The sequence below is a fragment of the Acidovorax sp. KPB24-03 genome (assembly GCF_057546605.1).
The window spans coordinates 50,776-74,159 of sequence record NZ_BAAJYR010000003.1; the positions used below are offsets into that span (position 1 = coordinate 50,776).

14 protein-coding genes and 1 pseudogene are annotated in these 23,384 nt (G+C 66.8%); 8 read left to right on the forward strand and 7 right to left on the reverse strand.

Annotation, left to right across the window (positions count from 1 at the left end; all coding sequences use genetic code 11):
- Window positions 1-29 precede the first annotated feature (29 nt).
- Window positions 30-2,828: a hybrid sensor histidine kinase/response regulator gene (locus AC27KI_RS01310; RefSeq protein WP_487112242.1), complete on the reverse strand. Its 2,799-nt coding sequence runs from the start codon at window positions 2,826-2,828 to the stop codon at window positions 30-32.
- Window positions 2,829-3,088: 260 nt separating this feature from the next.
- Here AC27KI_RS01310 and AC27KI_RS01315 point away from each other — a divergent pair, with 260 nt between their 5' ends.
- Window positions 3,089-3,967, forward strand: coding sequence for a restriction endonuclease (locus AC27KI_RS01315; protein ID WP_487112249.1), 879 nt, complete (start codon window positions 3,089-3,091; stop codon window positions 3,965-3,967).
- A 103-nt stretch (window positions 3,968-4,070) separates the two neighbouring features.
- On the opposite strand, the gene AC27KI_RS01320 is transcribed toward AC27KI_RS01315, so the two are convergent.
- The 3 genes from AC27KI_RS01320 to AC27KI_RS01330 all read right to left on the reverse strand — a co-directional run bounded on the left by AC27KI_RS01320 (window position 4,071) and on the right by AC27KI_RS01330 (window position 10,414).
- Window positions 4,071-5,891 (reverse strand): RecQ family ATP-dependent DNA helicase, encoded by a 1,821-nt coding sequence (locus AC27KI_RS01320; RefSeq protein WP_487112244.1) that lies wholly within the window; start codon window positions 5,889-5,891, stop codon window positions 4,071-4,073.
- A 100-nt stretch (window positions 5,892-5,991) separates the two neighbouring features.
- Window positions 5,992-8,136 carry a TonB-dependent siderophore receptor gene (locus tag AC27KI_RS01325; RefSeq protein WP_372588162.1) on the reverse strand — a complete coding sequence of 715 codons (2,145 nt, stop codon included), beginning with the start codon at window positions 8,134-8,136 and terminating at the stop codon, window positions 5,992-5,994.
- Between the two features lie 577 nt (window positions 8,137-8,713).
- Window positions 8,714-10,414 carry a sensor domain-containing diguanylate cyclase gene (locus AC27KI_RS01330; RefSeq protein ID WP_487087594.1) on the reverse strand — a complete coding sequence of 567 codons (1,701 nt, stop codon included), beginning with the start codon at window positions 10,412-10,414 and terminating at the stop codon, window positions 8,714-8,716.
- A 72-nt stretch (window positions 10,415-10,486) separates the two neighbouring features.
- On the opposite strand from AC27KI_RS01330, the gene AC27KI_RS01335 reads away from it, so the two are divergent.
- From AC27KI_RS01335 to AC27KI_RS01355, 5 genes are all read left to right on the forward strand, one after another.
- Window positions 10,487-11,329 (forward strand): plasmid replication/partition related protein, encoded by an 843-nt coding sequence (locus AC27KI_RS01335; RefSeq protein WP_487087592.1) that lies wholly within the window; start codon window positions 10,487-10,489, stop codon window positions 11,327-11,329.
- A gap of 131 nt (window positions 11,330-11,460) precedes the next feature.
- Window positions 11,461-14,937 (forward strand): response regulator, encoded by a 3,477-nt coding sequence (locus AC27KI_RS01340; RefSeq protein WP_284429830.1) that lies wholly within the window; start codon window positions 11,461-11,463, stop codon window positions 14,935-14,937.
- Window positions 14,934-15,788, forward strand: coding sequence for a CheR family methyltransferase (locus tag AC27KI_RS01345; RefSeq protein ID WP_284429831.1), 855 nt, complete (start codon window positions 14,934-14,936; stop codon window positions 15,786-15,788). The genes AC27KI_RS01340 and AC27KI_RS01345 overlap by 4 nt, the downstream gene beginning before the upstream one ends.
- On the forward strand, window positions 15,785-16,372 hold the full coding sequence (locus AC27KI_RS01350) for a chemotaxis protein CheB (protein ID WP_284405024.1): 588 nt from the start codon (window positions 15,785-15,787) through the stop codon (window positions 16,370-16,372). Before AC27KI_RS01345 ends, AC27KI_RS01350 begins: the two co-directional genes overlap by 4 nt.
- A 26-nt stretch (window positions 16,373-16,398) precedes the next feature.
- A complete protein-coding gene (locus AC27KI_RS01355) occupies window positions 16,399-17,523 on the forward strand; it encodes a hybrid sensor histidine kinase/response regulator (RefSeq protein ID WP_284429832.1) in 1,125 nt (374 codons plus the stop codon).
- Between the two features lie 139 nt (window positions 17,524-17,662).
- Here AC27KI_RS01355 and AC27KI_RS01360 read toward each other — a convergent pair whose 3' ends face one another.
- Window positions 17,663-18,055: a response regulator gene (locus tag AC27KI_RS01360; protein ID WP_372588161.1), complete on the reverse strand. Its 393-nt coding sequence runs from the start codon at window positions 18,053-18,055 to the stop codon at window positions 17,663-17,665.
- Window positions 18,056-18,150: 95 nt separating this feature from the next.
- A complete protein-coding gene (locus AC27KI_RS01365; protein ID WP_487087588.1) occupies window positions 18,151-20,271 on the reverse strand; it encodes a catalase in 2,121 nt (706 codons plus the stop codon).
- Between the two features lie 269 nt (window positions 20,272-20,540).
- Between AC27KI_RS01365 and AC27KI_RS01370 the strand changes: the two genes are divergently transcribed.
- The gene (locus AC27KI_RS01370; RefSeq protein ID WP_487087586.1) at window positions 20,541-21,461 is read left to right on the forward strand and encodes a transglutaminase-like domain-containing protein; all 921 of its coding nucleotides are present in this window, start codon (window positions 20,541-20,543) and stop codon (window positions 21,459-21,461) included.
- Window positions 21,462-22,127: 666 nt separating this feature from the next.
- Window positions 22,128-22,865 carry a hypothetical protein gene (locus AC27KI_RS01375; RefSeq protein ID WP_487112247.1) on the forward strand — a complete coding sequence of 246 codons (738 nt, stop codon included), beginning with the start codon at window positions 22,128-22,130 and terminating at the stop codon, window positions 22,863-22,865.
- Window positions 22,866-22,882: 17 nt separating this feature from the next.
- Here AC27KI_RS01375 and alkB read toward each other — a convergent pair.
- Window positions 22,883-23,384, reverse strand: a pseudogene (alkB, locus tag AC27KI_RS01380) (DNA oxidative demethylase AlkB); the annotation flags it as partial.

A 23,384-nucleotide genomic window follows, 5' to 3' on the forward strand; every position in this document is an offset into this window, starting at 1 on the left:
CCGGGTCGTGGCGGGTCGTCAGTCCTGATTCATGGGCGTGGATGCCATGCTGCGTCCTTTTGGTGGCGGTCGGCCAGCAGCGCCCTCAGGCGCTCCAGCAATCTGCCCATGTCCACCGGCTTGGAGAAATGGTCGTCGAAACCTGCCTCCAGCGCGAGCAGCCGGTCGGCATCGCTTCCATAGCCTGTCAATGCAATCAAAGGAAGGTGCCGGGTGTCTGGCTGAGAGCGAACGCGGCGCGCCAGTTCGTACCCGCTGATCTCGGGCAGGCCGATGTCGAAGATGGCCGCGTCAAACCGTGCTTCGGCCAACTGGGCGAGGCCGCCGGCGGCACTGTAGGTGGCCCGTACCCGATGGCCTTCCATTACCAGCCACTCCGCCAAAAGGTCGGCGGCATCGGTATTGTCATCGACCAAAAGCAGTCGCAATGCAGGCAAGGCCTCCGATCCCGTATCTCCTCGCGGGTCATCGGTGGACCGTGGTCGGCCGAGCAAGGGCAACCGCAGCGTGAAAGTGCTTCCTTTGCCCGGTCCGTCGCTGTGCGCCTTGATGGTGCCGGAGTGCAGGCCCGTCAAGCTGCGGGCGATGGCCAGTCCCAGGCCGAGCCCCCCGGACGCGCGCTCCAAGGCCTGCTCGCCCTGCACGAACCGCTCGAATACGTGGTGGAGCAGGTGGGCAGGGATGCCCACGCCCTCATCGCTGACGCGGAGCACTGCCCAGCCTGCCTCGCTGGCGAGTTCCATCCGGATGGGTGTGTCCGGTGGGCTGAATTTCGCGGCGTTGTTGAGCAGGTTGCAGACGATCTGAACGAGCCGAAGCAATTCGCCCTGCACGAGGACAGGCGTCGTCGGCATGCTCAACTGGGGCGTTGAGCTGCGCGCCTGCAAGGCGGGCATCGTCAGCTCCAGCGCACGCTCCATCACCTCTCGGAGATCCACGGGTTCCAGCGACAGGGTGATCTTTCCCGACACGATTCTCGAGATGTCGAGCAGGTCGTCCACCAGGCGCGACAGGTGCTTGACCTGCCGGTCGATGATTTCACGTTCCCGGGAAAATGCGGTGGGATCGCGGCGGGCGATCAACTGCAGGGCCAGCACGATAGGCGCCAGAGGGTTGCGGAGTTCATGGCCCAGCATGGCCAGGAATTCATCTTTCGCGCGGTTGGCCGACTCGGCTTCGCGCTGCGCCTTCCGTGCCTCCGACAAGAGCAGCGCATTGTCCAGCGCCAAGGCTGCGCGTTGCGCAAGTTCGCCGATCAGTGCGCTGTCTTCCGCTTCAAAGATGCGGTTAGGACCGGCCTGGAGCACCGCCATGGTGCCGATGGTGCGTCCCCGCGCAATGAGTGGAACGACGCAGGCCGCGCCGGCTTCGAGTTCCGGCACAAGCGCTGAAATGTCTTTGATCTGGCCCTTGACTTCGCCGGTCTGGCCGGACGGATACAGGCGGGGCTTGCCGGTCTTGAGGGCGGTGATCAGCACCTGCGGCGTTTCCGTGGGATGGACCAGCACGTGGTCCTGTTCGGCAAGCCTGCCGCTGTGCTCCGCCCATTTGGAGTGGCTCAGTCTTGGAAGCAAGGCTCCTTGCTCATCCAGCAGATCGATCCGGCAGGCATCGCCGATGGCAGGCACCACCAGGCGGGCAATCGCTTCAAGCGTATCCGACTCCTCCAGTGATCCGGAAAGTACGGCACTGGCATTGACCAGCAACCCCAGCCGCTGTTCGGCCGCCTGGGCTGCGGACCGTGCATGGCTTTCAAGCTGCAGCAACTCTTCCCGCTCTGCCTCACTGCCGGCGCGCTGCACGGCGGCCGATTCGAGCGCCCGTGCCACGGCGTCGATTTCCGTGATGCGCGACATGCCGGATGGCCGCAATTCGCCCCGGCCCAGGGCATCGGCGTCGTCTCGCAGGCTGCGCATGGGCATCGTGATGGACTTCGACATCCACCAGGCACCCGTCCCCCCGAGAACCAGTGATGCCAGAAGACCCAGCACGTAGGCCCCGGCGGTGCGCCACCAGGAGCTTTCTGCCTTCGACAGCGATGTGCCCAGGACGAGCGTCCAGCCCCCTTCGCCGAGCCGCGCGAGCACAGTCTTCGCAAGCACACCATCGACATTGGTGCTGGTGCCCAGGAGTTCTTGCTTGTCGGAGCCCAGTGCCTGGAAAAGGGGCTTGAGCGATTCACTGGGGCCGGAGCCCCGCCATTTTTCGTCGTCCACCGTGCGGGCGATGCGAGCCAGATTGGCATCGAAGACGGACACGTACCACCCTTCTGGAACGCGCTGCGCACGCAGCACGGCGGCAATGGCCTCCGGTCGAATGATGGCTGTCAACACATATTTCACCACGCCATCCCGTACCACCGGAACGCGGACCGGAAAGGCCAGATTGCCCCCGGCACCACGCGCCATGGACCCGGCGACGGGTCGTCGGGTCTGGACGGTTGCGTCAAAGCTGGATCGCTCCACCACGTTTGCGCTGTTGGGGCGGTCGGTTTCAGTGGAAAACACCACGCGCCCGGAAGGGTCCGCCAGTAGCAAGCCGCGCCACTCCGGATGGGAGGCGCGCACCGCCCGGCTGAGTGCGAGGGCCTGCGCTCTGCCCTCGCCGTCCGCCGTGCCCAACGGATCTGCCAGAGCCAGCGTTTGCAAGGCGGACATCGTCAGTCGCAGCTCTCCCTCCACTGCCGTGGACAGCGCGCGTGCGACACCCAGGCTCGACGCCTCGTTTTGCGCACGCTGGCTTTCGAAAAGGGCGGACAGGGAGATGCCGCACACGATCGCCAGCGGCAGGATCGCCGCCACAGCCACCAGCAGCAGTTGGGTTTTCAAGGGAACGGTGCGCACGGGTTTCGAAAGGCGTTGTGTCCACTAAGACGGGCGGGTGTGGCGCAATGGGCAGGCGCAAGCATGACCGTTTTGCGGCGTGGCCTGGGTGCAGGGCAGGGGTGGAAGGCGACAGCATGTTATCTCCGCCCGGGCAGATTCCTTTCCTCCTCTGTTCCGCAAATTTTCTGGCCCCCTGGCCTCTGACCGAAGATTTGTTGCAAAATGTTCGATTGATCCGCTTGGCGGAATGCAGGAGGGGAGAAATGGCAAAAAGACGTCAAAAACAAAGTGCCGCAGACGATTTCCTGGATTGGGTGGCACGGCTTCCATGGTGGATCGGACTTGGCCTGGCGGCCATGATTTATTGGGCGCTGCACATGTTGGCATCCCAGCCCATGCCAGCGATGAGAACGCCGCACGAGATGGGACAGGTGATCACCGGCGCGCTCTGGCGCAGTCTGGCTTATGCCGGGCAATTCGTGCTGCCGCTTCTGTGCCTGACGGGAGCGGTGCTTTCCGCCGTGAGGCGTCGGGAGCGGCGCCATCTGCTGGACGACTGCGGGACCGCCAGCTCCAGCGCACAGGCCTTGCAAGGCATGTCCTGGCAGGCTTTCGAAAAGCTCGTGGGTGAGGGGTTCCGGCGGCGCGGCTATGCAGTGCAGGAGCGGGTGCAAGAGGGCTCGGATGGCGGGGTGGATCTGGTCCTCACCAAAGCGGGGGAAATGTCCCTCGTCCAGTGCAAGCATTGGAAAGCCTTCCAGGTCGGCGTCCAGGTAGTCCGCGAGTTGTATGGCGTGATGGCCGCCCACGGGGCGTCCGCCGGCTTCGTGGTGACCTCAGGGCGCTTCACGCAAGACGCCACGGCGTTCGCCAGCGGGCGCAACATCCGCCTGATCGATGGTGCAGCACTGCTGCAACTCATTCGCGAAACCACTGCGGATCGCACCCAGGCCCCGCAAACCGCATCCAAGGTGTCGGTCCCTTTCTCACCTCAGGAGACTCCGGCAGTGCGGTCCGAAGTGTCCTGCCCTCAATGCGGCAGCCGGATGGTGCGGCGCACCGCCAAGCGGGGCATACTGGCGGGTCAATCGTTCTGGGGATGCTCTGACTACCCCTCCTGCCGGGAAACGCGCAACGGCTGAAAGGGCTTTGCACGGTGCGCAGACCTTGCAGGGTTTGGGCGCCCAGCGACAGCGTGACCGGCAGGCCCCGTTCAGCCAACCCACTCCGGTCTGTGAGCCCGACTCAAGACAGCGGTTTGGCCCGGGTGCCCCGGGGAACAAACCGCTGCACGAAATCCGGTTGAAAACAGCGTTGGGTCCCATCGGCAAAATCCACCGTGACAGAAATCGCATCAATGGCTGCCACGGTGCCTTTGCCATACCGTTTGACGCGAACGGTTGCCCCCAGTTCGAGCACCTGGGCATCATGACGGGCTTGGGCTGCCGATGCGATGACCGGTTCTCCCATTTCGCCCAGGTCGCTTGCCCCCAGTTTCCGTACCGTGTCGGCAGCCCGCTCGACCAACGTCTGTCGGGCCAGCTCGGCCATGCGAATGCAGTTGTCGCAGGTGCCACAACGCTGCGGTTCGTTCGATGGATCGAAATACTCGAGCAGCACCTGCCAACGGCAGCGACCCGTCTGCGCATAGAACACCATGCGCTCCAGCGCCTGTTGGTCTTGCTCCCGCTTGTCGGCATAGGCCTGCAGAAGCGCACGCACCGACGCGGGCTCCAGTTCCGTCTTGCGCAGGGTGAGTGCGCCGCTGCGTGCTTTCGAGACCATCTTGTGCCGCTGCAGCAGGCCCAGCCCCACCTGGAGCTTGCTGCGGGGCCGGTCCAGGCGCGCCTGCAGGCTGTCGAGCGTCCAGAAGCCCGGGTCTTGCGGCGCGGGATCGCGCAATGCCTGGTACAGCGCGTCGATGTCGTCCGCGCTGGGGTAGCGGCCTGCCAGAAAGAACTGCTGAACCGCTTTGTCCTTGCGGAGAAACAGCAGCGTGCAGTCTGCTGGATCGCCATCGCGCCCCGCACGCCCTGATTCCTGGTAGTACGCATCGAGGCCGCCTGGCATCTGGTAGTGCACGACAAAGCGCACATCCTGCTTGTCGATGCCCAGTCCGAACGCATTGGTGGCGACCATCACGCGGGCCTTTCCGTGCATGAATGCATCCTGGGCTTCACTGCGCTCTGCGGCTGGCATGCGCCCGTGGTAGAGGCCGGCCGCCACATCCGCAGCGCGCAGTGCTGCATGAACCTCCTGCGCTGCTTTCACCGTGGCGGCATAGACCAGCCCGGAACCCTCGGCCGCTTTCACGATATCGATGAGGCGGGCCCGTTTGTCGGCTTCGTTGGCCAGCGCCTCGGCGCGGTAGCGGAGGTTCGGCCGGTAGGTCCCCGTGTCGACGACGCCCGCTGCAGGAATGCCCAGTTGCTTGCGAATGTCCGCCGCCACCGGCCCGGCCGCCGTAGCGGTCAGCGCCAGCACGGTCGGGCGGCCCAGCCGTGCCACCGCACCGGCGATTTCGAGAAAGGCCGGCCGAAAATCATGGCCCCATTGGGAGATGCAGTGGGCTTCGTCCACCGCGAGCAGGCCGATCGGTCCGCTGGAGGCGACCAGGGCCAGAAATTCTGCATCGGCGAGCCGCTCCGGGGTGGTCAGCACGATGCGTGCGCTACCGTCGGCAATGGCTTGCTCTGCCTCGCGCGTTTCCTGCGGTGTGAGTCCGCTGTGCAACTGCACGGCAGGAACACCCCGCTCGCGCAGCGAGTCGCACTGGTCGCGCATGAGCGCGATGAGCGGTGACACCACCACCGTCCTGCCTTCAATCATCAGGGCAGGCAATTGGTAGCAAAGCGACTTGCCCGCCCCGGTCGGCATCACCGCCAACGTGTTTTCGGACTGCAGCACGCGGTCGATCACCTCGCGCTGGCCCGCCCGCAATGCGCGCAAACCGAACGTCTTCTTCAGCACCGACTGGATTCGGGCCGCTGACGGCGTGCGGAGTGCTCGCGGCTGGCGGGCACGTTTGGGAGAGGCGGGTGTGGGCTGGGGCGGGATGACAGGCATAGGCTGCCATGCTGGCGGGGGCCGCATCTCCCCCGCGTCAGACGTTGCTCACGCCGAATGTCATCCGCTGTCTCTGCCCTCCACCCCTCTGCCCGGTGCGTCAGAAGCGTGCCTGCACGCCCAGCGTCACCGCGCGCGCCGTGCCCGGTGCAACCCAGAGGCGGCTGTACGAACTGGTGTAGTACGTGGTGTCGAAAACATTGTCCACGTCCAGGGTCAGCCGCACGGCCGGGGTGATGCGCCAGTAGGCGACCAGTTTGGCTGTGCGGTAGCTGGGCAGATCGAAGGCCGCCGATCCCGCATTGGCCTCGGCCTGGGTACGGGCCTGGCCCAGGCGGCGGCCGACGTGCGTGACGCCGCCCCCGATGCCATAGCGTTGCCCATTGTCGAAGGCGTTCTCGTACACCGCCAGCACGCTGCCATTGACCTTGGGCACGTTGAGCAGCCGGCCCCCGACCTCCAGGGTGTTGTCACGGGTGATTTCCACGTCGTTCAGAACCAGGCTGGCATTGACCCGCCAGCGGGCCGTCACCTGGCCTGCGAAATCCAGCTCCAGGCCCCGGCTGCGCACTTCGCCTGCGGCCACGGAATAGCTCGAATTGAGCGGGTCGGAGGTCAGTACATTGCGTTTGCGGATGTCGAACAGGGCGGCCGTGGCACCCATGCGCTGGTCGGCGCTCTCCCACTTTGCGCCGACTTCCAGGGAACGCCCGGTTTCCGGATCGAAGGGCTGCGAAGCACTGTCGGACCCCACGTTCGGGCGGAACGAGCGCCCCGCGTTCGCGTACACCGTCCATTGCGAGGACGGCAGCCAGCTCAGGCCAACGCGCGGCGAGGTGGATGAAGGCTCCTGGCGGACCGTGGTGCCATTGCGCCGGTTTTCCAGCGACTGCCGGTACTGGTCCACGCGTACCCCGCCCACCAGGCGCCACGTCGGCGACAGCTTGATGGCATCCTGAAAATAAAGCGCGGTGTTGCGCTGGCGCTCCAGGGTGTCCGTGTTGGGCAATGGCGTGGGCTGGGACTGTCCGTAGACAGGGGCCTGGATGTCGATCGCATAGGGCGAGGCCGCCGTGGGGTTGGCGCGCAGCATCAGCGTGTCCAGGTGGAACTTGAAGCTTTCCACGCCGAACAGCAGCTCGTGTTCCATGCCGCCGGCCTTGACGTTCCCCTGCAGTTCGGCCTGCAATGCGATGTCGTCCGAGGCGAAGTCCCGAAAGCGGCGCTGGCGGGTGAGCAAGCCGCTGGACTGCAGTGCGCTGGCTTCGGTGGAGAAGCCCTGGATGGAGGTCTCGCGGTACGACAAGCCCAAGCGGCTGCGCCATTGCGGGCTCCATTCGTGCGACAGGATGAACTGATGGGTCTGGTTCTCCACCGTCACATCGCCATCGCCCGGCTCGCCCAGGAATCGGCTGCGCGGGATGGTGCCCAACCGATTGCCCACGGCCACGACGCCTCGGTCCAAAGGCGTGGCATGGCGCAGAAACTCCCCGGCGTATTCCAGCGACGTGTCGCGGCTCAGCTTCCAGGTGAATGCCGGGGCGACCACGCGCCGTTCGGAACTCACATGGTCGCGGAAGCTGTCGCGGTCCTCCGCTGCCACGTTGAGGCGATAGGCGAAGTTCTCGCCGATGGGCCCGGTGCTGTCGAATGCGCCCCGCTTGAGGCCCTGGCTGCCCACGGAGCCCTCGACGGCGTTGGCTGCCTTCCACAAGGGCCGCTTGCTGACGATGTTCAGGGTGCCGCCGGGTTCGCTGCTGCCATAAAGCGCTGCTGCGGGGCCTTTGAGAAATTCGATGCGCTCCACGCCGGCCAGATCGCGCGGCGCGTTGAAGCCCCGGTTGGAAGAAAAGCCGTTCATCAACGTGGCCATGCCGGTGTTTTCATTGCCAGGCAGGCCACGGATGGCCACGTTGTCCCACAGCCCGCCGAAATTGTTCTGGCGGGACACACCCCCCACGTAATCGAGCACGTCATCGAGCCGCGTGGCGCCCAGGTCATCGATGGCCTGGCGGGTGACGATCCGCACCGATTGCGGCAGCTCCCGCAATGGCAGGTCGGTCTTGGCGCCCGCGGCTTCTTCGGCATGGTAGGCCCCGGACTCGGTGCGTCCGACGATCTCGACAGTGGACAGTTGGGGCGCACTGTCTGCGGTCTGCGCCATGGCAGAGCCGCACGACAGGGCCGCCATGGCGAGCGTCAGGGGAAAGGGGGCGCGAGCGCCCCGGCAGGCAATAAGGAACATGAACGTACTGAAGAAAAATCGCCGGCCGCGATTCAGGGCGGCCGGATGGCATGCACGGACCCGCCCGCGGCGGCAAAGCCGCCACGGCGAGAGAGAGAAGATCCAACTGGGATGCGGCCGCCTTGCGGTGCGGCATGCATCAGGCGATGGGAAGAGGGGGATCGCGCGATGCAAAAGGCCAGCGGCCAGGTGCTGGCACGAAGGCAAATGCCGCTGTGGGCTGTGGGCTGTGGGCTGTGGGCATTTGGGGCCGGCGCCTGCCTGCGGAACCGGCAGTCCGATGCCGCCTGACAATGCGGCGGGCTGCGCGAATGCCAGGCAACCGGCACAGGGGCCGTGCTCCAACGCGTGTGCCGGCTTCGCCGGCTGGGGCACATCGTTTTGCTCCGCGCTGGCGGTCTTCGGGCCCGTGCCCATGGCGGCTTGCAGATGCTCCGCCTCGTGCAAGGGCAGCCCGATGCACGTGTGCAGGAACACGGCAAGCAGGAGCAGGCGAAGGAGGGCGCGGCGGTGGTTCATGGCGAGGGCGCCGAATCATAGCGGCGTCTTTGCCGCTTTCGCGCCGAGGCAAAAGGGGTCAGGCGCTTTCGGTCGCCACCACCACCTGGTTGCGCCCTTGCTGCTTGGCCTGGTAGAGCGCCTGGTCGGCACGCTGGACGATGTCGGTCTCGTTGGTGTCCTTCAGGCTGCAAAAACTCATGCCCAGGCTCACGGTCAACTGGCCAACGGCCGCGAACTGGCTCTGGCTCACCGCGAAGCGGATCTTTTCAGCCACCACACGGCCCTCCTGCCGGTCCTGCGGCTCCGGCAGCAGCACCACGAATTCCTCGCCGCCGTAGCGCGCCACGAAATCGGTGATTCGCACACTGCCCGAGATCACCTGGGCCAATTGCTGGAGCACCGCGTCGCCGGCCTGGTGGCCATGGTGGTCGTTGACATGCTTGAAATGGTCGGCGTCGATGACCAGCAGTGCGAAGGTCCGGCCCGTGCGCTGAAAGAGCTGCACGTACTCGCGCAGCTTTTCATCGAACCTGCGGCGGTTGTAGAGCCCGGTGAGCGCGTCGTGAATGGCCAGGTTCTCCAGTTCCTGGTTGGCGCGGTGCAACGCCAGCGTGCGTTCCGCCACCTGGGCTTCCAGGGACGTGTTCAACTGGGACAGTTCGCGCTCCCGCTCGAGCAGGGACGCCGTCATCGACTGGAAGGAGTGGTTGAGTTGCGTGATCTCCGATGCGTGTTCGTCGCCCGGATAGATCGGCGTTCCAGCGCGGTTTTCGATCATGCGGGCGGCGCGGGCCAGCTGTTCGATGGGCCGGCTGATGCGCGCTGCCAGCCGGTAGGCCACCAGGGCGCAGGCCAGGGCCGTGAGCAGGCCGAGCAGAATCAGTTGCTGGCGCAGCGCTTTCACCGGGGCCAGTGCCTTGTCCAGCGGCTGGCGCAGAACGATGCGCCAGCCCAGATCGGTGTGCGCCACGGTCGGTAGCTCCACCATGCTGGTGAGGTACTCTGCGCCATCGCTCCATTGCAGGCGTTCCGACTGCGCCTGCGGAGAAGCGCCGGCAGGCAGATTCAACAGTCCGACATGCTGGAACGGGTAAAGAATGTGCCCGGCCCTGTCCGCGATCAGCACCTCCGCACCGTGCTGGCCGACCCGGTTCACCACGATGGACTCTACCGTCTCGGTCACCCAGGACCAGTGGGCGTGGGCACCCAGCACCCCCCGCAACTGGCCCTGCTCGTCCAGGATGGGGGCCGCGAAGTCGATGAAGCGCAGCGGCTGGTCCGGGTTGCGGTTGGGCAACTGCTTGGCGAGCAGCACGGCCTCGTGCACGTCGCCCACGAACAGCCCGGAGCGGGCGGACTGGAACCAAGGCCGGTGCTCGACCTGGGCACCGACCAGCACGCCATCAGTGGCTTGCGTGACCCGTCCGCTCGCGTCGGTGACGCCGATCCAGGCGTATTCGTTGTGGGTGGTCTTGCGCAGGTCCAGCGCCTGCCGCATCTCCTGAGCGGAAAGGTCGCCGCGGGTGAAGAGCGCCAACTGGCGCAGTAGGTCGATTTCCTGGGCCCGCTCGCGCAGGTTGGTCGCCAGCAGGTCGGCGGCCGATCGGGCACTGGTGTGCAGCAGTTCACCGCCGAACCGGGCCAGTTCCCCCGTGGCGATGTGGCCCACGTAGACCCCCACGCCCAGCAGGCTGGCAAGCGACAGCCCGCCGAACAGCAGGGTGAGCTGTCCCCTGAAGCTCTGGCGCGAGCCCTTGGCCTTGTCGGTGGTTTGCATAGCCTTTCGATTTTCTCCGGATCAGAAGGGGCTCTCTACAATGCCGGCCCTTTGGTCCTGGAAACCCCGCCCATGCATATCGTCGTCAACGAAGAACTCAAGGCCTATATCGACCCGCTGAGCCCCGAGGAACACGCGGCCCTGGAGCGCAGCCTGCTGGCGGAAGGGTGCCGCGATGCGCTGGTGCTGTGGGGCGATGTGCTGGTGGATGGCCATAACCGGTACGGTATCTGCCAAAAGCATGGGTTGCCGTTCCAGACGGTTCAAAATCAGAATTTCCGCTCCATGGAAGACGTGCACCTGTGGATGATCGACCAGCACCTGGGTCGGCGTAGCGTATCGGACTTCCAGCGCGGCGTGCTGGCCCTGCGCAAGCGGGAGATTCTGGCCGATCGCAACGTGCGTGCCGCCAATGGCGAAGCCCTTCGGGGGGCTTCCCCCGGCGAACCCGGGGAGGATGCAGACGCCCCCGGTGCCGCCGCCCCTGCCCCGACTGCAGCCGATGCGCTGGCGCAGGAGGCATCGCCAGAGCCCCAGCCGCTGTCCAGTCGGGAGGCCATTGCCAAGGCCGCACGGCTGAGCAGCAGCCAGGTGGTGATGATCGAAAAAATACGCAAGCAGGCCGCGCCCGAGGTGGTGGCAGCGGTCAAGGCGGGCGCCCTCTCACTGAACGCAGCGGCGGCCGTGGCCACGTTGCCGCAGGACGAACAGCGTGCGGCAGCCATGGCGGGAGGCGACGAACTCAAGCAGGCGGCCAAGCGGGTGCGCGAGGCCAGGCGCAAGCCCCGGGACGAGGCCGATGTCCCATCGCCCGAGACCCTGCAGTCGTTGCGTGAACGCGTGGCCGAACTCACGGCCGAGAACGAGGAACTGCGCCGCCAGCTGGCGGCCTGGCAGGCACAGCCGGGCGCCTAGCGTCAGGGCGGGGGGCGCACGGGCGGTTTTAGACGCCGCGCCCCATTTTTTCGAAGGTATCCGCACCTTGTGTGCGGGTGTTACTGCCATGCCATTGGGCTCTATGATTTGGGCCCACTCCGATCCGCGCCATGACATCTAACGCCCCTTCCTCCCAGATCCAGCGAGGCATGCCGATCCGGCTGTTCGCTGGCTTCATGTTGGCCGCGTTGGCCACGACCATCATCGCCCTGTTCACCTACCAGTCGCAGCAGGAGCGGGCCGAAGCGGTGACTCGCATCAATGCGGCCGTGGAATCGCTCACGCAGATGCAGACCGTCCTGTCCATCACGAAAGATGCGGAAACCGGTCAGCGCGGCTATCTGCTCACGGGCGAAACCCGCTACCTGCAGCCCTACACGGCAGCGCAGGCCGCGCTCAAGCCCGAGATGGGACGGCTGCGCACCCTGGTGCAGGCATCGCCCGAGCAGGTGCAGCGCTTCGAGCATCTGCAGGCCCTGGTGGCGCAGAAGATGACGGAACTCGACGAAACCGTGAACATGCGGCGCGCAGGCAATGCGGAGGGTGCGGCAGACGTGGTGCGTACGGACAAGGGCCGTGCAACCATGGACGCGATCCGCAACATCCTTCGGGAAATGCTGAACGCTGAGCGCCAGGAACTGGATACCCGGCGCGGCGAATGGGATGCCGCGGCCACCTTCGGCGCGTATTTCACCTGGGTCAGTTCGTTCGTGCTGCTGCTGCTGATCCTGATGTCCGCTGTCCTCGCCCGAAGCGATCACCGCGCCAAGGCCCAGGAGGACTGGATCAAGGGCGGCCTGGTGGGGCTGGGCAACCGGCTGCAGGGCGATCACCGCCTGAGCGATCTGGGCCCGATCGTGATGGACTACCTGGCAGACTGGCTGGGCGCGCGGGTGGGCGCGGCGTATGTGGCCGAAGGCGGCGGCGTGTTTCAGCGGTTCGGCAGCTATGCACTGGCCGATCCCCAGGCCGGTGCCCGTGTCTTGAGCGGCCAGGGCCTATTGGGGCAGGCCGCCGATTCCCGCCAGCTGATGCATGTGACGGACGTGCCGACGAACTACCTGCCGATCTCCTCTGGGGTGGGGCACGCCACGCCGGCCGAGATCGTGCTGGTGCCGGCCGTGCACAACGGTGTCGTGCATGCGGTGATCGAATTCGGGTTCTTCCGCACGCTGCGCGATGCCGATCTGCAGCTGCTCACCCGCGCGTCGGAATTGCTCGCCACCTCCATCCGCTCGGCCATCGACCGGACCCGGCTCGAAGCCCTGCTGGAAGAAACCCAGCGCCAGGCCGAAGAACTGCAGGCACAGCAGGAGGAATTGCGCGTGAGCAACGAAGAGCTCGAGCAGCAGAGCCGGGTGCTGCAGGAGTCCCAAGCCCAGATGGAAGCGCAGCAGACCGAGCTGGAGCAGAGCAACGCCCAGCTGGAAGAGCAGACGCAGCAACTGGAGTACCAGAAGCAGCAGTTGCTGCGCGCGCAGGATGCCCTGTCGCAAAAGGCCAACGACCTGGAGCAGGCCAGTCAGTACAAGAGCGAGTTCCTGGCCAACATGAGCCATGAGTTGCGCACGCCGCTGAACTCCAGCCTCATCCTGGCCAAGCTGCTGGCCGACAACAAGTCCGGCAACCTGACGGGCGAGCAGGTCAAGTATGCCCAGACCATCCATGGTGCGGGCAACGACCTGCTGTCCCTCATCAACGACATCCTCGACCTGTCCAAGATCGAAGCGGGGCAGGCCACCATCTCCATCGAGCCGATGGACGTGGCCCGTGCGGTGAACGCGTTGGTGGACCCGCTGCGGCCCATCGCGCACGACAAGGGGCTGGCCCTGCATTGCACGGTGGAGCCTGGCGCCCCGGCCACCTTGCAGACCGACGTGCAGCGCTTCGGCCAGGTGCTGAAGAACCTGCTGTCCAACGCCCTGAAGTTCACCGAGCAGGGCGAGGTTTCGCTGCGCGTCTTCGGCAACGCCGACGGCACGGTGTCGTTCGCGGTCAGCGACACGGGCATCGGCATTCCCGAGCACCAGCAGGAACTGATCTTCGAGGCGTTCCGGCAGGCTGATGGCAGCACGCACCGCCGGTATGGCGGCACAGGCCTCGGACTGTCCATTTCCCGTGACCTGGCGCAATTGCTCGGCGGCAGCATCGCCGTGCGAAGCACGCCGGGACAAGGCAGCGTGTTCACCCTGGTGCTGCCCCTCGTGGCGCCGCTGAATGCACCGCAGGACGCGGCGCGGCCCACCGCGCAGGCGTCTCCGGCCTCCACGGTTCCCGCGCCGGCCAGCCGCCCGTCCGTGCCGCAGGCGGACGGCTTGCCTGTCGTGCTGCCACCGCCCGCCCCGGTGCGGCGCCCGGCAAATGCCGTAGCGGACGACCGGGACCAACTGGCGCCGGGCCGCCGCACCATCTTGGTGGTCGAGGACGACGTGCGTTTCGCGCGCATCCTGCTGGACCTGTCGCGGGAGATGGGTTTTCAGTCCGTGATCACCCACACCGGCGGCGAAGGCCTGGCCGCAGCGCTTGAATACATGCCCAGCGCGGTCGTGCTGGACATGAACCTGCCGGACATTTCCGGCCTGGCGGTACTCGACCAGCTCAAGCGCAATCCGGTGACGCGGCACATTCCGGTGCATGTCGTCTCCGTGGCCGACTACGCCCAGGAGGCCATGGGCCGGGGGGCCATCGGCTACGCTCTCAAGCCCGTCAAGCGCGAAGAACTCGTGCAGGCCCTGGAGCGCATGGAGGCCAAGTTCACCCAGGCCATGCGCCGCGTGCTGGTGGTGGAGGACGACGAGCGCCAGCGCGAAAGCATGCACCACCTGCTGGCCAATGGCGATGTGGAGATCGTCGGTGCCGAGACGGCGCAGCGCGCGCTCGAACTGTTGCGCACGAGCACGTTCGACTGCATGGTGATGGACCTGAACCTGCCCGATCTGAGCGGTTACGAGCTGCTGGAGAAGATGGCCGGCCAGGAAGAGGTGGCGTTCCCGCCCGTCATCGTCTACACCGGCCGCTCGCTGTCGCGCGACGAAGAGCAGCGCCTGCGGCGCTACTCCAAGTCCATCATCATCAAGGACGCGCGCTCGCCCGAGCGGCTGCTGGACGAGGTCACGCTGTTCCTTCACCAGGTGGAGTCCAAACTGCCCGCGGACCGCCAGCAGATGCTGCAGATGGCCCGGGACCGGGAGTCCACCTTCGAGGGGCGCAACATCCTGGTGGTCGAAGATGACGTGCGCAACATCTTCGCGCTGTCCAGCGTGCTCGAGCCCACCGGTGCCAAGGTGCAGATCGCGCGCAACGGCCGCGAGGCGCTGGAAGCCCTGCAGCGCGCGCAGTCCGGCGATGCGGCCACGGTCGATCTCGTCCTGATGGACATCATGATGCCGGAGATGGACGGCTTCACCGCCATGAGCGAGATCCGCAAACGCCCCGAATGGCGTCGCCTGCCCATCATCGCGCTGACCGCCAAAGCCATGAAGGACGACCAGGAAAAGTGCCTGGCCGCCGGTGCCAACGACTACATCGCCAAGCCGCTGGATGTCGAGAAACTGCTGTCGCTCGTGCGCGTGTGGATGCCCAAATGAGCGAAGACCCGGCGGCGCAGCAGCAGCGAAAGAAGACGTTCGACATCGAGCAGCACCTGCTGGTCGAGGCCATCTACCAGCGCTACCACTACGACTTTCGCGGGTATGCGCAGGCCTCGCTCAAGCGCCGCCTGCAGACCGCGCTCACGCGTTTCCATTGCCGGTCGGTGTCCCAGTTGCAGCACCTGGTGCTGCACGACCCGGAAGTGTTTCCCGCCATGCTGGAATACCTCACGGTGCAGGTGAGCGAGATGTTCCGCGACCCGACGTACTTTCGGGCGTTGCGCGAAACCGTGGTGCCGGTGCTGCGCACCTATCCGTCGCTCAAGATCTGGGTGGCGGGCTGCAGCACGGGCGAGGAGGTGTATTCGCTGGCCATATTGCTGCGGGAGGAGGGACTGCTGGAGCGCACCCTGATCTACGCCACCGACATCAACGCCAACGCCCTGCAGAAGGCCGAGGCGGGCATCTACGCCATCGAGCGCGTGCCGGCCTTCACGGAAAACCATGCCCGCTCGGGCGGGCGAACCTCGCTGTCGGAGCACTACACCGCCGCCTACGGGCGCGTGGTGCTCGACAAGAGCCTGCGCAAGCACATCGTGTTCTCGGACCACAGCCTCGCCACCGACAGCGTGTTCGCCGAAGTGCAGCTGGTGTCCTGCCGCAACGTGCTGATCTATTTCGACCGCGAGCTGCAGGACCGCGCACTGGGCCTGTTCCGCGATGCGCTGTGCCGCAAGGGCTTTCTTGGGCTGGGGTCGAAGGAGTCGCTGCGCTTTTCGTCGCATGCGGGCGAGTTCGAAGAGCTCGTGCCGCAGGACCGCCTGTACCAGAAGAAAGGCGGGGCATGAGCGACCGCATCCGCCCGCAGGCGGTGGTGATCGGCGGCTCCGCAGGGAGCATCGAAGCGCTCTCGGTCCTGCTGCCGGCGCTGCCATCCGGCCTGCGGGCCGCGGTCTTCGTGGTGCTGCACCTGCCGCGCGAGCGGCCCAGCCTGCTGTGCGAAATCTTCCAGCCGAGCTGTGCCGTGCCTTTGCGCGAAGCCCAGGACAAGGAGCCGGTGGAGCCCGGGACCGTTTACTTCGCGCCGCCGGACTACCATCTGCTGATCGATGCCGGGCCTTCGCTGGCCCTGTCCGTGGACGATCCGGTGCATTTTTCGCGCCCGTCCATCGATGTGCTGTTCGAATCCGCGGCGGACGCGTATGGTGAGCGCTTGCTTGGCATCCTGCTGTCGGGCGCCAACAGCGACGGAGCGCAAGGGTTGGCAGCCGTGCAGGCCGCGGGGGGCACCACGGTCGTGCAGGACCCGGACAGCGCCCCCATGCCCTTCATGCCCGAAGCCGCGATGAGCGCCTGCACCCCCGGCCATGTCCTTTCCCCGCAGCGCATCGCTTCGCTGCTCGAGACCCTGTTCCATCGGAGAGCTTCTTGATACCCGCCCCCATCCCGCCGTCCCCCATGCGCACTGCCCCGGTGAAGTGCCTGATCGTCGACGACGTGGAGGAAAACCTGATCGCCCTGGAGGCCTTGCTGCAGCGCGATGACGTGCAGGTTCTCAAGGCCGCTTCGGGCTCCGAGGCGCTGGAGCTGCTCCTCGTGCACAACGACGTGGCCCTGGCGCTGCTGGACGTGCAGATGCCCGAGATGAACGGCTTCGAGCTGGCCGAGCTGATCCGCGGCAGCGAGCGCACCCGGCATGTGCCGCTCATCTTCATGACGGCGGGCTCACGCGACCAGAACTGGCAGTTCAAGGGCTACGAGACCGGTGCGGTCGACTTTCTCTACAAGCCCATCGATCCGCACGTGCTGGTGAACAAGGCCAACGTGTTCTTCGACCTGCAAAAGCAGAAGGTGGCCCTCGCGCGCGAACTGCAGGAACGCACCGAAGCCCTGCGGGTGAACGAGATGTTCATGGCCGTGCTGAGCCATGACCTGCGGGGGCCTTTGAGCGCCCTCCTGGCGAGCGCGCTGGTGCTGCAGCGGCCGCAGGAGCCCGACAAGGTGCAGGCCATCGCCGGCAAGATGCAGTCGAGCGCACAGCGCATGGGCCGAATGATCGAGGACCTGCTGGATGTGACGCGGGCGCGCCAGTCCGGCGGGCTGCCCGTGAAGACCGGGCCCGCCGACCTGGGCGAGCTGGTGCAGCGCCCGGTGCACGAGCTGCACGTCAGCCACCCCGACCGGACCATCGAGATCACGCAAAAGGGCAACCTGACGGGCCAGTGGGATGCCGAGCGCCTGTGCCAGGTGGCGGCCAACCTCCTGGGCAATGCCATTCACCACGGCGATGCGGCCGAGCCGGTGCAGGTGATGCTGGACGGCACGGCGCCCGACCGGGTGGAGTTCACCGTGCGCAATGCCGGCACGATTCCCCCGGCACTGGTGCCCCACCTGTTCGATCCGTTCCGGGGGCGGGAGCGCGAGCCGGGGCAACACCAGGGGCTGGGGCTGGGCCTCTACATCGTGCACCAGATCGTGCAGCGCCATGGCGGCCGCATCGACGTCTGCTCGCGCGAGGGCCACACGGCCTTCCATGTGCAGTTGCCCCGCCAGCCGGCCGTGGCCCGTCCGGCAGCACGCTGATCTGTCCCACGGGCCGCACACGGCCTGGGCCTGCTTCAGCGAGCGTTGGGATCTATTGGCGTGGCCGCGGCGGCTGCGCTGCCAGAAGAACAAAAAAAGGGGGCACGAAGCCCCCGTTCACTGTGGCGGTGCTCTGCGGTCAGGCGGGGTGATTGGAGCTGGATCCGCGCAATTGATCGCGAATCGAATCCATGAGCTCTTCCAGCTCTTCCAGCTCGAATGGCTTGAGCAGCGCACGCACATTGGGGCCCAGGGCATTCAGTCCGTGGCCGAACTGGTAGCCCGAGCACAGCACGATCCAGCGCTGCGGATTCTCCGCCACCAGTTGGCGGCACAGGTCGGTGCCCGACATGCCGGGCAGGCTGACGTCGGTAACGACCAGGTCGTAGGGGCCCTGCGCATCCAGCTTCAGCGCCTCCTCGGCGGTCGCGCACAGCGACACTTCACGGTCGTCCCCCTCCAGCAGCATGCCGATGGTTTCGCGGAGCTCCGCGTTGTCCTCTACGTAAAGGATGCGCAAGGGAGGGGTCATGCTGTGGTCGGTCCGGTCGAGCGGTCTGTGAAGGTCTCCGGCTGGCGGTCGCGCGTCAGTGGAAAACGGGGTGGAGGGGTGGGCCAGCGCTTGCATCATGCCAGCGTGCGCACGGAGGGTTCGCGCGCCCATTGTCGCGTGCTGGCCGCTTGAATGAAAGCTGCTGTCTCAGCGGGGTCCACCACGCCGGCGTCCGGCTGGATGCCGGCGGCCTTCAGGATCGGCTGCGAGCCCTTGCACGCGGCGATGGCCTTGAGGTGGCCGAACGCGTCGCGGAACCAGTCCACGGCAGCGGCTTCGCGCGACAGTTGCTCGCCCGCTTCGGGCGACAGGACCGAGGCCACGGCGTCGAACACCGTGGAGGGCGTGCCGGCCAACTGGCCATCGGCCGGCAGCCGCGAGCCGTCCGCCAGCACGGCGCCGCCCACCTTTGGGGCCACGATCTTGACTGTGGCACCGGCCTTTTCCGCCGCCTTGCGCAGCGCGGCGATGGGTGCGGCGGCCGAGCCGTCCGCCACCAGGATGCCCACGCAGCGACCCTCCAGCGTGGGCTTCATGCGGTCGATGATGCGCAGCGCGGGTGACAGCGGCAGGTCTTGCACGGCGGCGGCTGCAGGGAACGGCTCGGGGAGTTCCGGCATGCCCAGTCCGTCCGCCACGCGGCCGGCCAGGCTGTCGTCCACATTGCGCAATTGCGCCACCACGGCCGTCCGCACAGCCGGCGTTTCGACCTTGGACAACTCGAACACCAGGGCCGATGCCATGTGGGCCTGTTCCAGCGGGCTCTGGCTGCGAAAGAACATGCGCGCCTGGCTGTAGTGGTCGGCAAAGCTCTCGGGCCGCACGCGGCCCTTGGCGCCGCCATCGGCCACTTCGGCGAAATGCCGTGTGCCCTGTGCCAGCGAGGCGCGCGGGCTGTCTCCGAGCAGGCTGCTCGGCTCATAGGCCACGCGGCCCTTGGGCACCTGCATCTGCATGTGGCCGTCGCGCTGCATGTTGTGGAAGGGGCACTTGGGCGCGTTGATCGGGATCTGCACGAAATTCGGGCTTCCCAGGCGCGACAGCTGCGTGTCCAGGTATGAGAACAAGCGGCCCTGCAGCAGCGGGTCGTTGGAGAAGTCGATGCCCGGCGGCACGTTGGCGGGGCAGAACGCCACCTGCTCGGTCTCGGCGAAGAAGTTGTCGGGCCAGCGGTTGAGCACCATGCGGCCGATCATCTTGAGCGGCACCAGCTCTTCGGGGATGAGCTTCGTCGGGTCCAGATGGTCGAAGGGGAACGCCTCGGCCTCTTCTTCGGTGAACAGCTGCACGCCCAGTTCCCACTCGGGGAAGCTGCCGGCCTGGATGGACTCGAACAGGTCGCGGCGATGGAAATCGTTGTCCGCCGCCTGCAGCTTCAAAGCCTCGTCCCACACCGTGGACTGGATGCCCAGCTTGGGACGCCAGTGGAACTTCACGAACGTGCTCTGGCCTTCTGCGTCGAGCAGTCGGAAGGAATGCACGCCGAAGCCTTCCATGGTGCGCAGGCTGCGCGGGATGGTGCGGTCGCTCATGGCCCACATGATCATGTGCATGGCCTCGGGCATCAGCGAGATGAAATCCCAGAACGTGTCGTGTGCGCTGGCCGCCTGCGGAAAGCCGCGGTCGGGCTCCATCTTCACGGCATGCACCAGGTCGGGAAACTTCATCGCATCCTGGATGAAGAACACCGGGATGTTGTTGCCCACCAGGTCCCAGTTGCCTTCTTCGGTGTAGAACTTGACGGCGAAGCCGCGCACGTCGCGCGGGGTGTCCACCGAGCCGGCGCCGCCGGCCACGGTGGAGAAGCGGCAAAACAGCGGCGTCTGCTTGCCCACCTCGGTGAGGATGCGGGCGGTGGTGTACTGAGACAGCGATTCGGTCAGCTCGAAGAAGCCGTGCGCGGCGGTGCCACGGGCATGCACGATGCGTTCGGGAATGCGCTCGTGGTCGAAATGCGTGATCTTTTCGCGGAGGATGAAGTCCTCCAGCAGCGTGGGGCCGCGGGGCGTGGACCGCAGCGAATTCTGGTTGTCCCCGACCGGAATGCCCTGCTGGGTGGTGAGCACCGGGTGGGCGCCTCTAGCCTGCTGCTGCAATTCGCCCCCGGTGCCGCGCAGTTCTTCGCCTTCGTGGGCCTGGGACGAGGGGGCGGAGGCCTTTTTCACGGGACGTGGAACTGCGGGTGCTTTTGCCATGGGGGGCCTTTTGGTTGAGATTGCCGTGGGACCGCCGATCTTTTGCCGTGCAGGGGGACGCTGGTGTAGGACAAGCCCGCGTCGGCCGGATTGCCCGCAGGGCGGATCACCGGGCGACCTGCCGCGCGGGCTGGCACTTCGATGCGATGTCCACTGACAAGGCGCGCCCGCGATGGGGCACATACTCCAGCAGCGGCTGATGCGGCATCGATCGAATGACCGACCCACCAGACGCAGGCTCTTTCCCATCTACCACCACGGCAGGCCCCATGATCCGAATGAAACTCCAGTTGGAGTTGGAGTACGCGGTAGGCGATCCCGGCGCTGACTTCGTCTTCAACATCCACGCAGCGCAGACGCGTTGCCAGATCGTCCAGGACGAGAACCTGGTCATCAGCCAGGACATTCCGACCCACTTGCACACCGATCCCGCCACGGGTACCCGCTGCCTGCGGCTGCATGCCGAACCCGGGCCCCTCACGCTGGCCTATACCGCGACGGTGGACCTGCACCACCACACCGCCGATCCGGCGCTCATTCCCGAGGTCGGCGTTCGCCACCTGCCCGACGATGTTGTGGGCTACATCTTTCCCAGCCGCTACTGCCAGTCGGACCGGCTGGCCACGCTGGCCATGCGCGAGTTCGGTCACCTGTGGCAGGGCTACAGCCGTGTTCAGGCGATCTGTGACTGGGTGCGCAACCACGTGACCTTCCGCTCCAACACCTCCAACTCGACCACCTCGGCGGTCGACACGTTCGTCGAGCGCGTCGGCGTCTGCCGCGACTTCGCCCACCTGATGATCGCGCTGTGCCGGGCAGTGAACATTCCCGCGCGCATCGCCACCGGCACCGACTACGGCGCCGACCCGGCGCTGGGGCCGCCGGACTTCCACGCCTACGTCGAGGCCTATCTCGGCGACCGCTGGTACCTGTTCGATCCGTCGGGCACGGCCATTCCCATGGGCATGCTGCGCCTGGCCACCGGCCGGGATGCCGCGGACGTGGCATTCGCCACCATCTTCGGCAGCGTGCAGTCACAACCGCCGAAGATCCGCGCATGGGCCGTCCAGGACCCGTCGCGGGGCTTGCAGTTGCCGCAGCATTCGTCCTTGGCATTGTCCACCGATGCGCCGCAGAGTTCGGGCGCGTCACCCTTGATGTCCGGTGGCCACTCGATGATGGCCGGCTGAGGCCTACGGGCCGGGAACGCAGTGGCTCGGGCCCGGGCTGTTTGCGGCCCTGCCCGGGGGCATCGCTGGCCGGCGGAAGCAGCCGGTATGCCTGGTGACCGTAAAAACTGCTCGATGCCCTAGTAATCATTGGCTCGATTGCTATATATTTAGTAGCAATCAAGGCCCCGGCACTGGTGCGCCAAGGCGGTCATGGCATCTCCGATGTCCGGCGCGGGCAGGCCGGCCCTGCTTCGCGCAGTTGCATGGCTCTTCGGGTGAATCCCTCCTTTCCGTTCGTGGCAGGGTTGGAATGCAGCCTCACGGAGAGGTGGCCAGGCCCTGCTGTACAGGGCCTGGCGGCAGGTACAGGGCGAACACGGGCTGGAATACCGGCTTCGGGCCCGCGCGTGCGAAACCTTTCTTTCGCCACCCTGCAACGCCGAGCGCCTTTCATGCCATCCGCTGCCCTTCCTTCATCGCTCCCTTCCCGCCGCGCGGCGGTGGACGGCGGTTTGCACGAGGGGGCTGGGTCCGGCAGCCCTCGGGCTGGTCCGCACCCTCGTGCACCCGGCCTCTCCCCGTGCTTCGGCGCAACGGCAGGAGCCCACCGCGATCCTGCCGCGCTCGCCCATCCCTCCCGGTGACCCCGCCGCCGCGAGCGCGGCCAGCTTGCCGCCCCGTGCCTTGCCCCAAGCTTCGCCCCCTGGTCCCGCCTGGGGCGCGCTGGCCTCGCGCGGCATGCACCTGCTGCAGCCCCATCCCGCCGTGCTGCGGTTCGGTGCCCGGCACCTGGTGTCTCCCGTCCTGTGGCTGGGCGAGCAGATGCGAACCCATTCCGAATGGACCTTGCTGGCCGTGCACACGCTGCAAGACCCAGCCTCTGCCGCCGCATTGGCGCAGCGTGTGGCGCTGGCGGCCGGGCTGTTGGCCACCGGCACCGCCGCGCTGTCGCGGCAATTGCAGGAGCGCGACGATCCGCAGGCCGTGGCCCGCATCGCGCAAGCGCTGGTGGACCTGGATGCCGCACGGCTGGCGGGCGAGCTGCTGGGCGAGGCGGTCCAGGGCCTGCTCCAGCGGCTGCCCGACCGCGACGTGGCAGGACTTCAGTTGTTCGTGGGGATCGGCGCGGTGATGGCCCACTGGCACCTGAAGCACCGCGCCCCGGCACCTGCGCCGATTTCGCCCCCGGAGGTGCCGGACACCACCGCGACCCCGGTCACCACCACGGCGCATGGGGAACCTCCCCGCCCACGAAGCGCAGGGCTGGACCGCGTGGTCCTGGCCAACGCGGTGGTGGCCCTCCACCATGCGGGACAGGGCGTGCTGGGCGAGGGGTACGCCCGTGGCGTGGCCGAATCGCTGTCCGACGGCGTGCGGGAGGCCGTGGGCCAGTGGCTGGCGCGGGCACGGGAGCGGCGGTAGCGCCACGCGACCGCCGATCACCCCGCCCGGCGGAAGGTCAGGTTCACGCGGACCGCTCCCCACTCCGCGTGGTGGCCTTGCGGCACCGGCAGCACGCCGTGAAAGCGCAGGCGGTCCTCCCCGCCCCACACCACCACATCGGCATGGCGCAGCGGCACGCGCAGGGCGCGGTCGCTGCGCGCCAGGCCACCCCAGAGGAACGTGGCCGGGAGCCCGAGCGAGACCGAGACGATGGGCGCCCGCAGGTCGCGCTCGTCGCGGTCCTGGTGCAGCGACAGGCGCGTGCCCGGGGCATACCGATTGACCAGGCAGGCATCCGGGGCGAAATCCGCAAAGCCGGCCGCTGCCGCCGCCTCGCCCGCCAGCGTGGACAGCACGGCAGGCAGGGCGGGCCACGGCCTGCCGCTGTCCGGGTCCACGGCGACGTAGCGGTAGCCGCGGGCATCGCTCACCCAGCCCAGGGCGCCGCAGTTCGTGGTGGCCACCGACATGCCGGCGCCCGCCCGGCGTCGCCATGTG

Bases quoted from the DNA above. Each gene is read 5' to 3' on its own strand.
- AC27KI_RS01340 (WP_284429830.1), top strand. From the start codon at position 11,461: ATGACATCTAACGCCCCTTCCTCCCAGATCCAGCGAGGCATGCCGATC.
- AC27KI_RS01315 (WP_487112249.1), top strand. From the start codon at position 3,089: ATGGCAAAAAGACGTCAAAAACAAAGTGCCGCAGACGATTTCCTGGAT.
- AC27KI_RS01320 (WP_487112244.1), bottom strand. From the start codon at position 5,891: ATGCCTGTCATCCCGCCCCAGCCCACACCCGCCTCTCCCAAACGTGCC.
- AC27KI_RS01345 (WP_284429831.1), top strand. From the start codon at position 14,934: ATGAGCGAAGACCCGGCGGCGCAGCAGCAGCGAAAGAAGACGTTCGAC.
- AC27KI_RS01370 (WP_487087586.1), top strand. From the start codon at position 20,541: ATGATCCGAATGAAACTCCAGTTGGAGTTGGAGTACGCGGTAGGCGAT.
- AC27KI_RS01335 (WP_487087592.1), top strand. From the start codon at position 10,487: ATGCATATCGTCGTCAACGAAGAACTCAAGGCCTATATCGACCCGCTG.
- AC27KI_RS01360 (WP_372588161.1), bottom strand. From the start codon at position 18,055: ATGACCCCTCCCTTGCGCATCCTTTACGTAGAGGACAACGCGGAGCTC.
- AC27KI_RS01330 (WP_487087594.1), bottom strand. From the start codon at position 10,414: ATGCAAACCACCGACAAGGCCAAGGGCTCGCGCCAGAGCTTCAGGGGA.
- AC27KI_RS01350 (WP_284405024.1), top strand. From the start codon at position 15,785: ATGAGCGACCGCATCCGCCCGCAGGCGGTGGTGATCGGCGGCTCCGCA.
- AC27KI_RS01325 (WP_372588162.1), bottom strand. From the start codon at position 8,136: ATGTTCCTTATTGCCTGCCGGGGCGCTCGCGCCCCCTTTCCCCTGACG.
- AC27KI_RS01365 (WP_487087588.1), bottom strand. From the start codon at position 20,271: ATGGCAAAAGCACCCGCAGTTCCACGTCCCGTGAAAAAGGCCTCCGCC.
- AC27KI_RS01355 (WP_284429832.1), top strand. From the start codon at position 16,399: ATGCGCACTGCCCCGGTGAAGTGCCTGATCGTCGACGACGTGGAGGAA.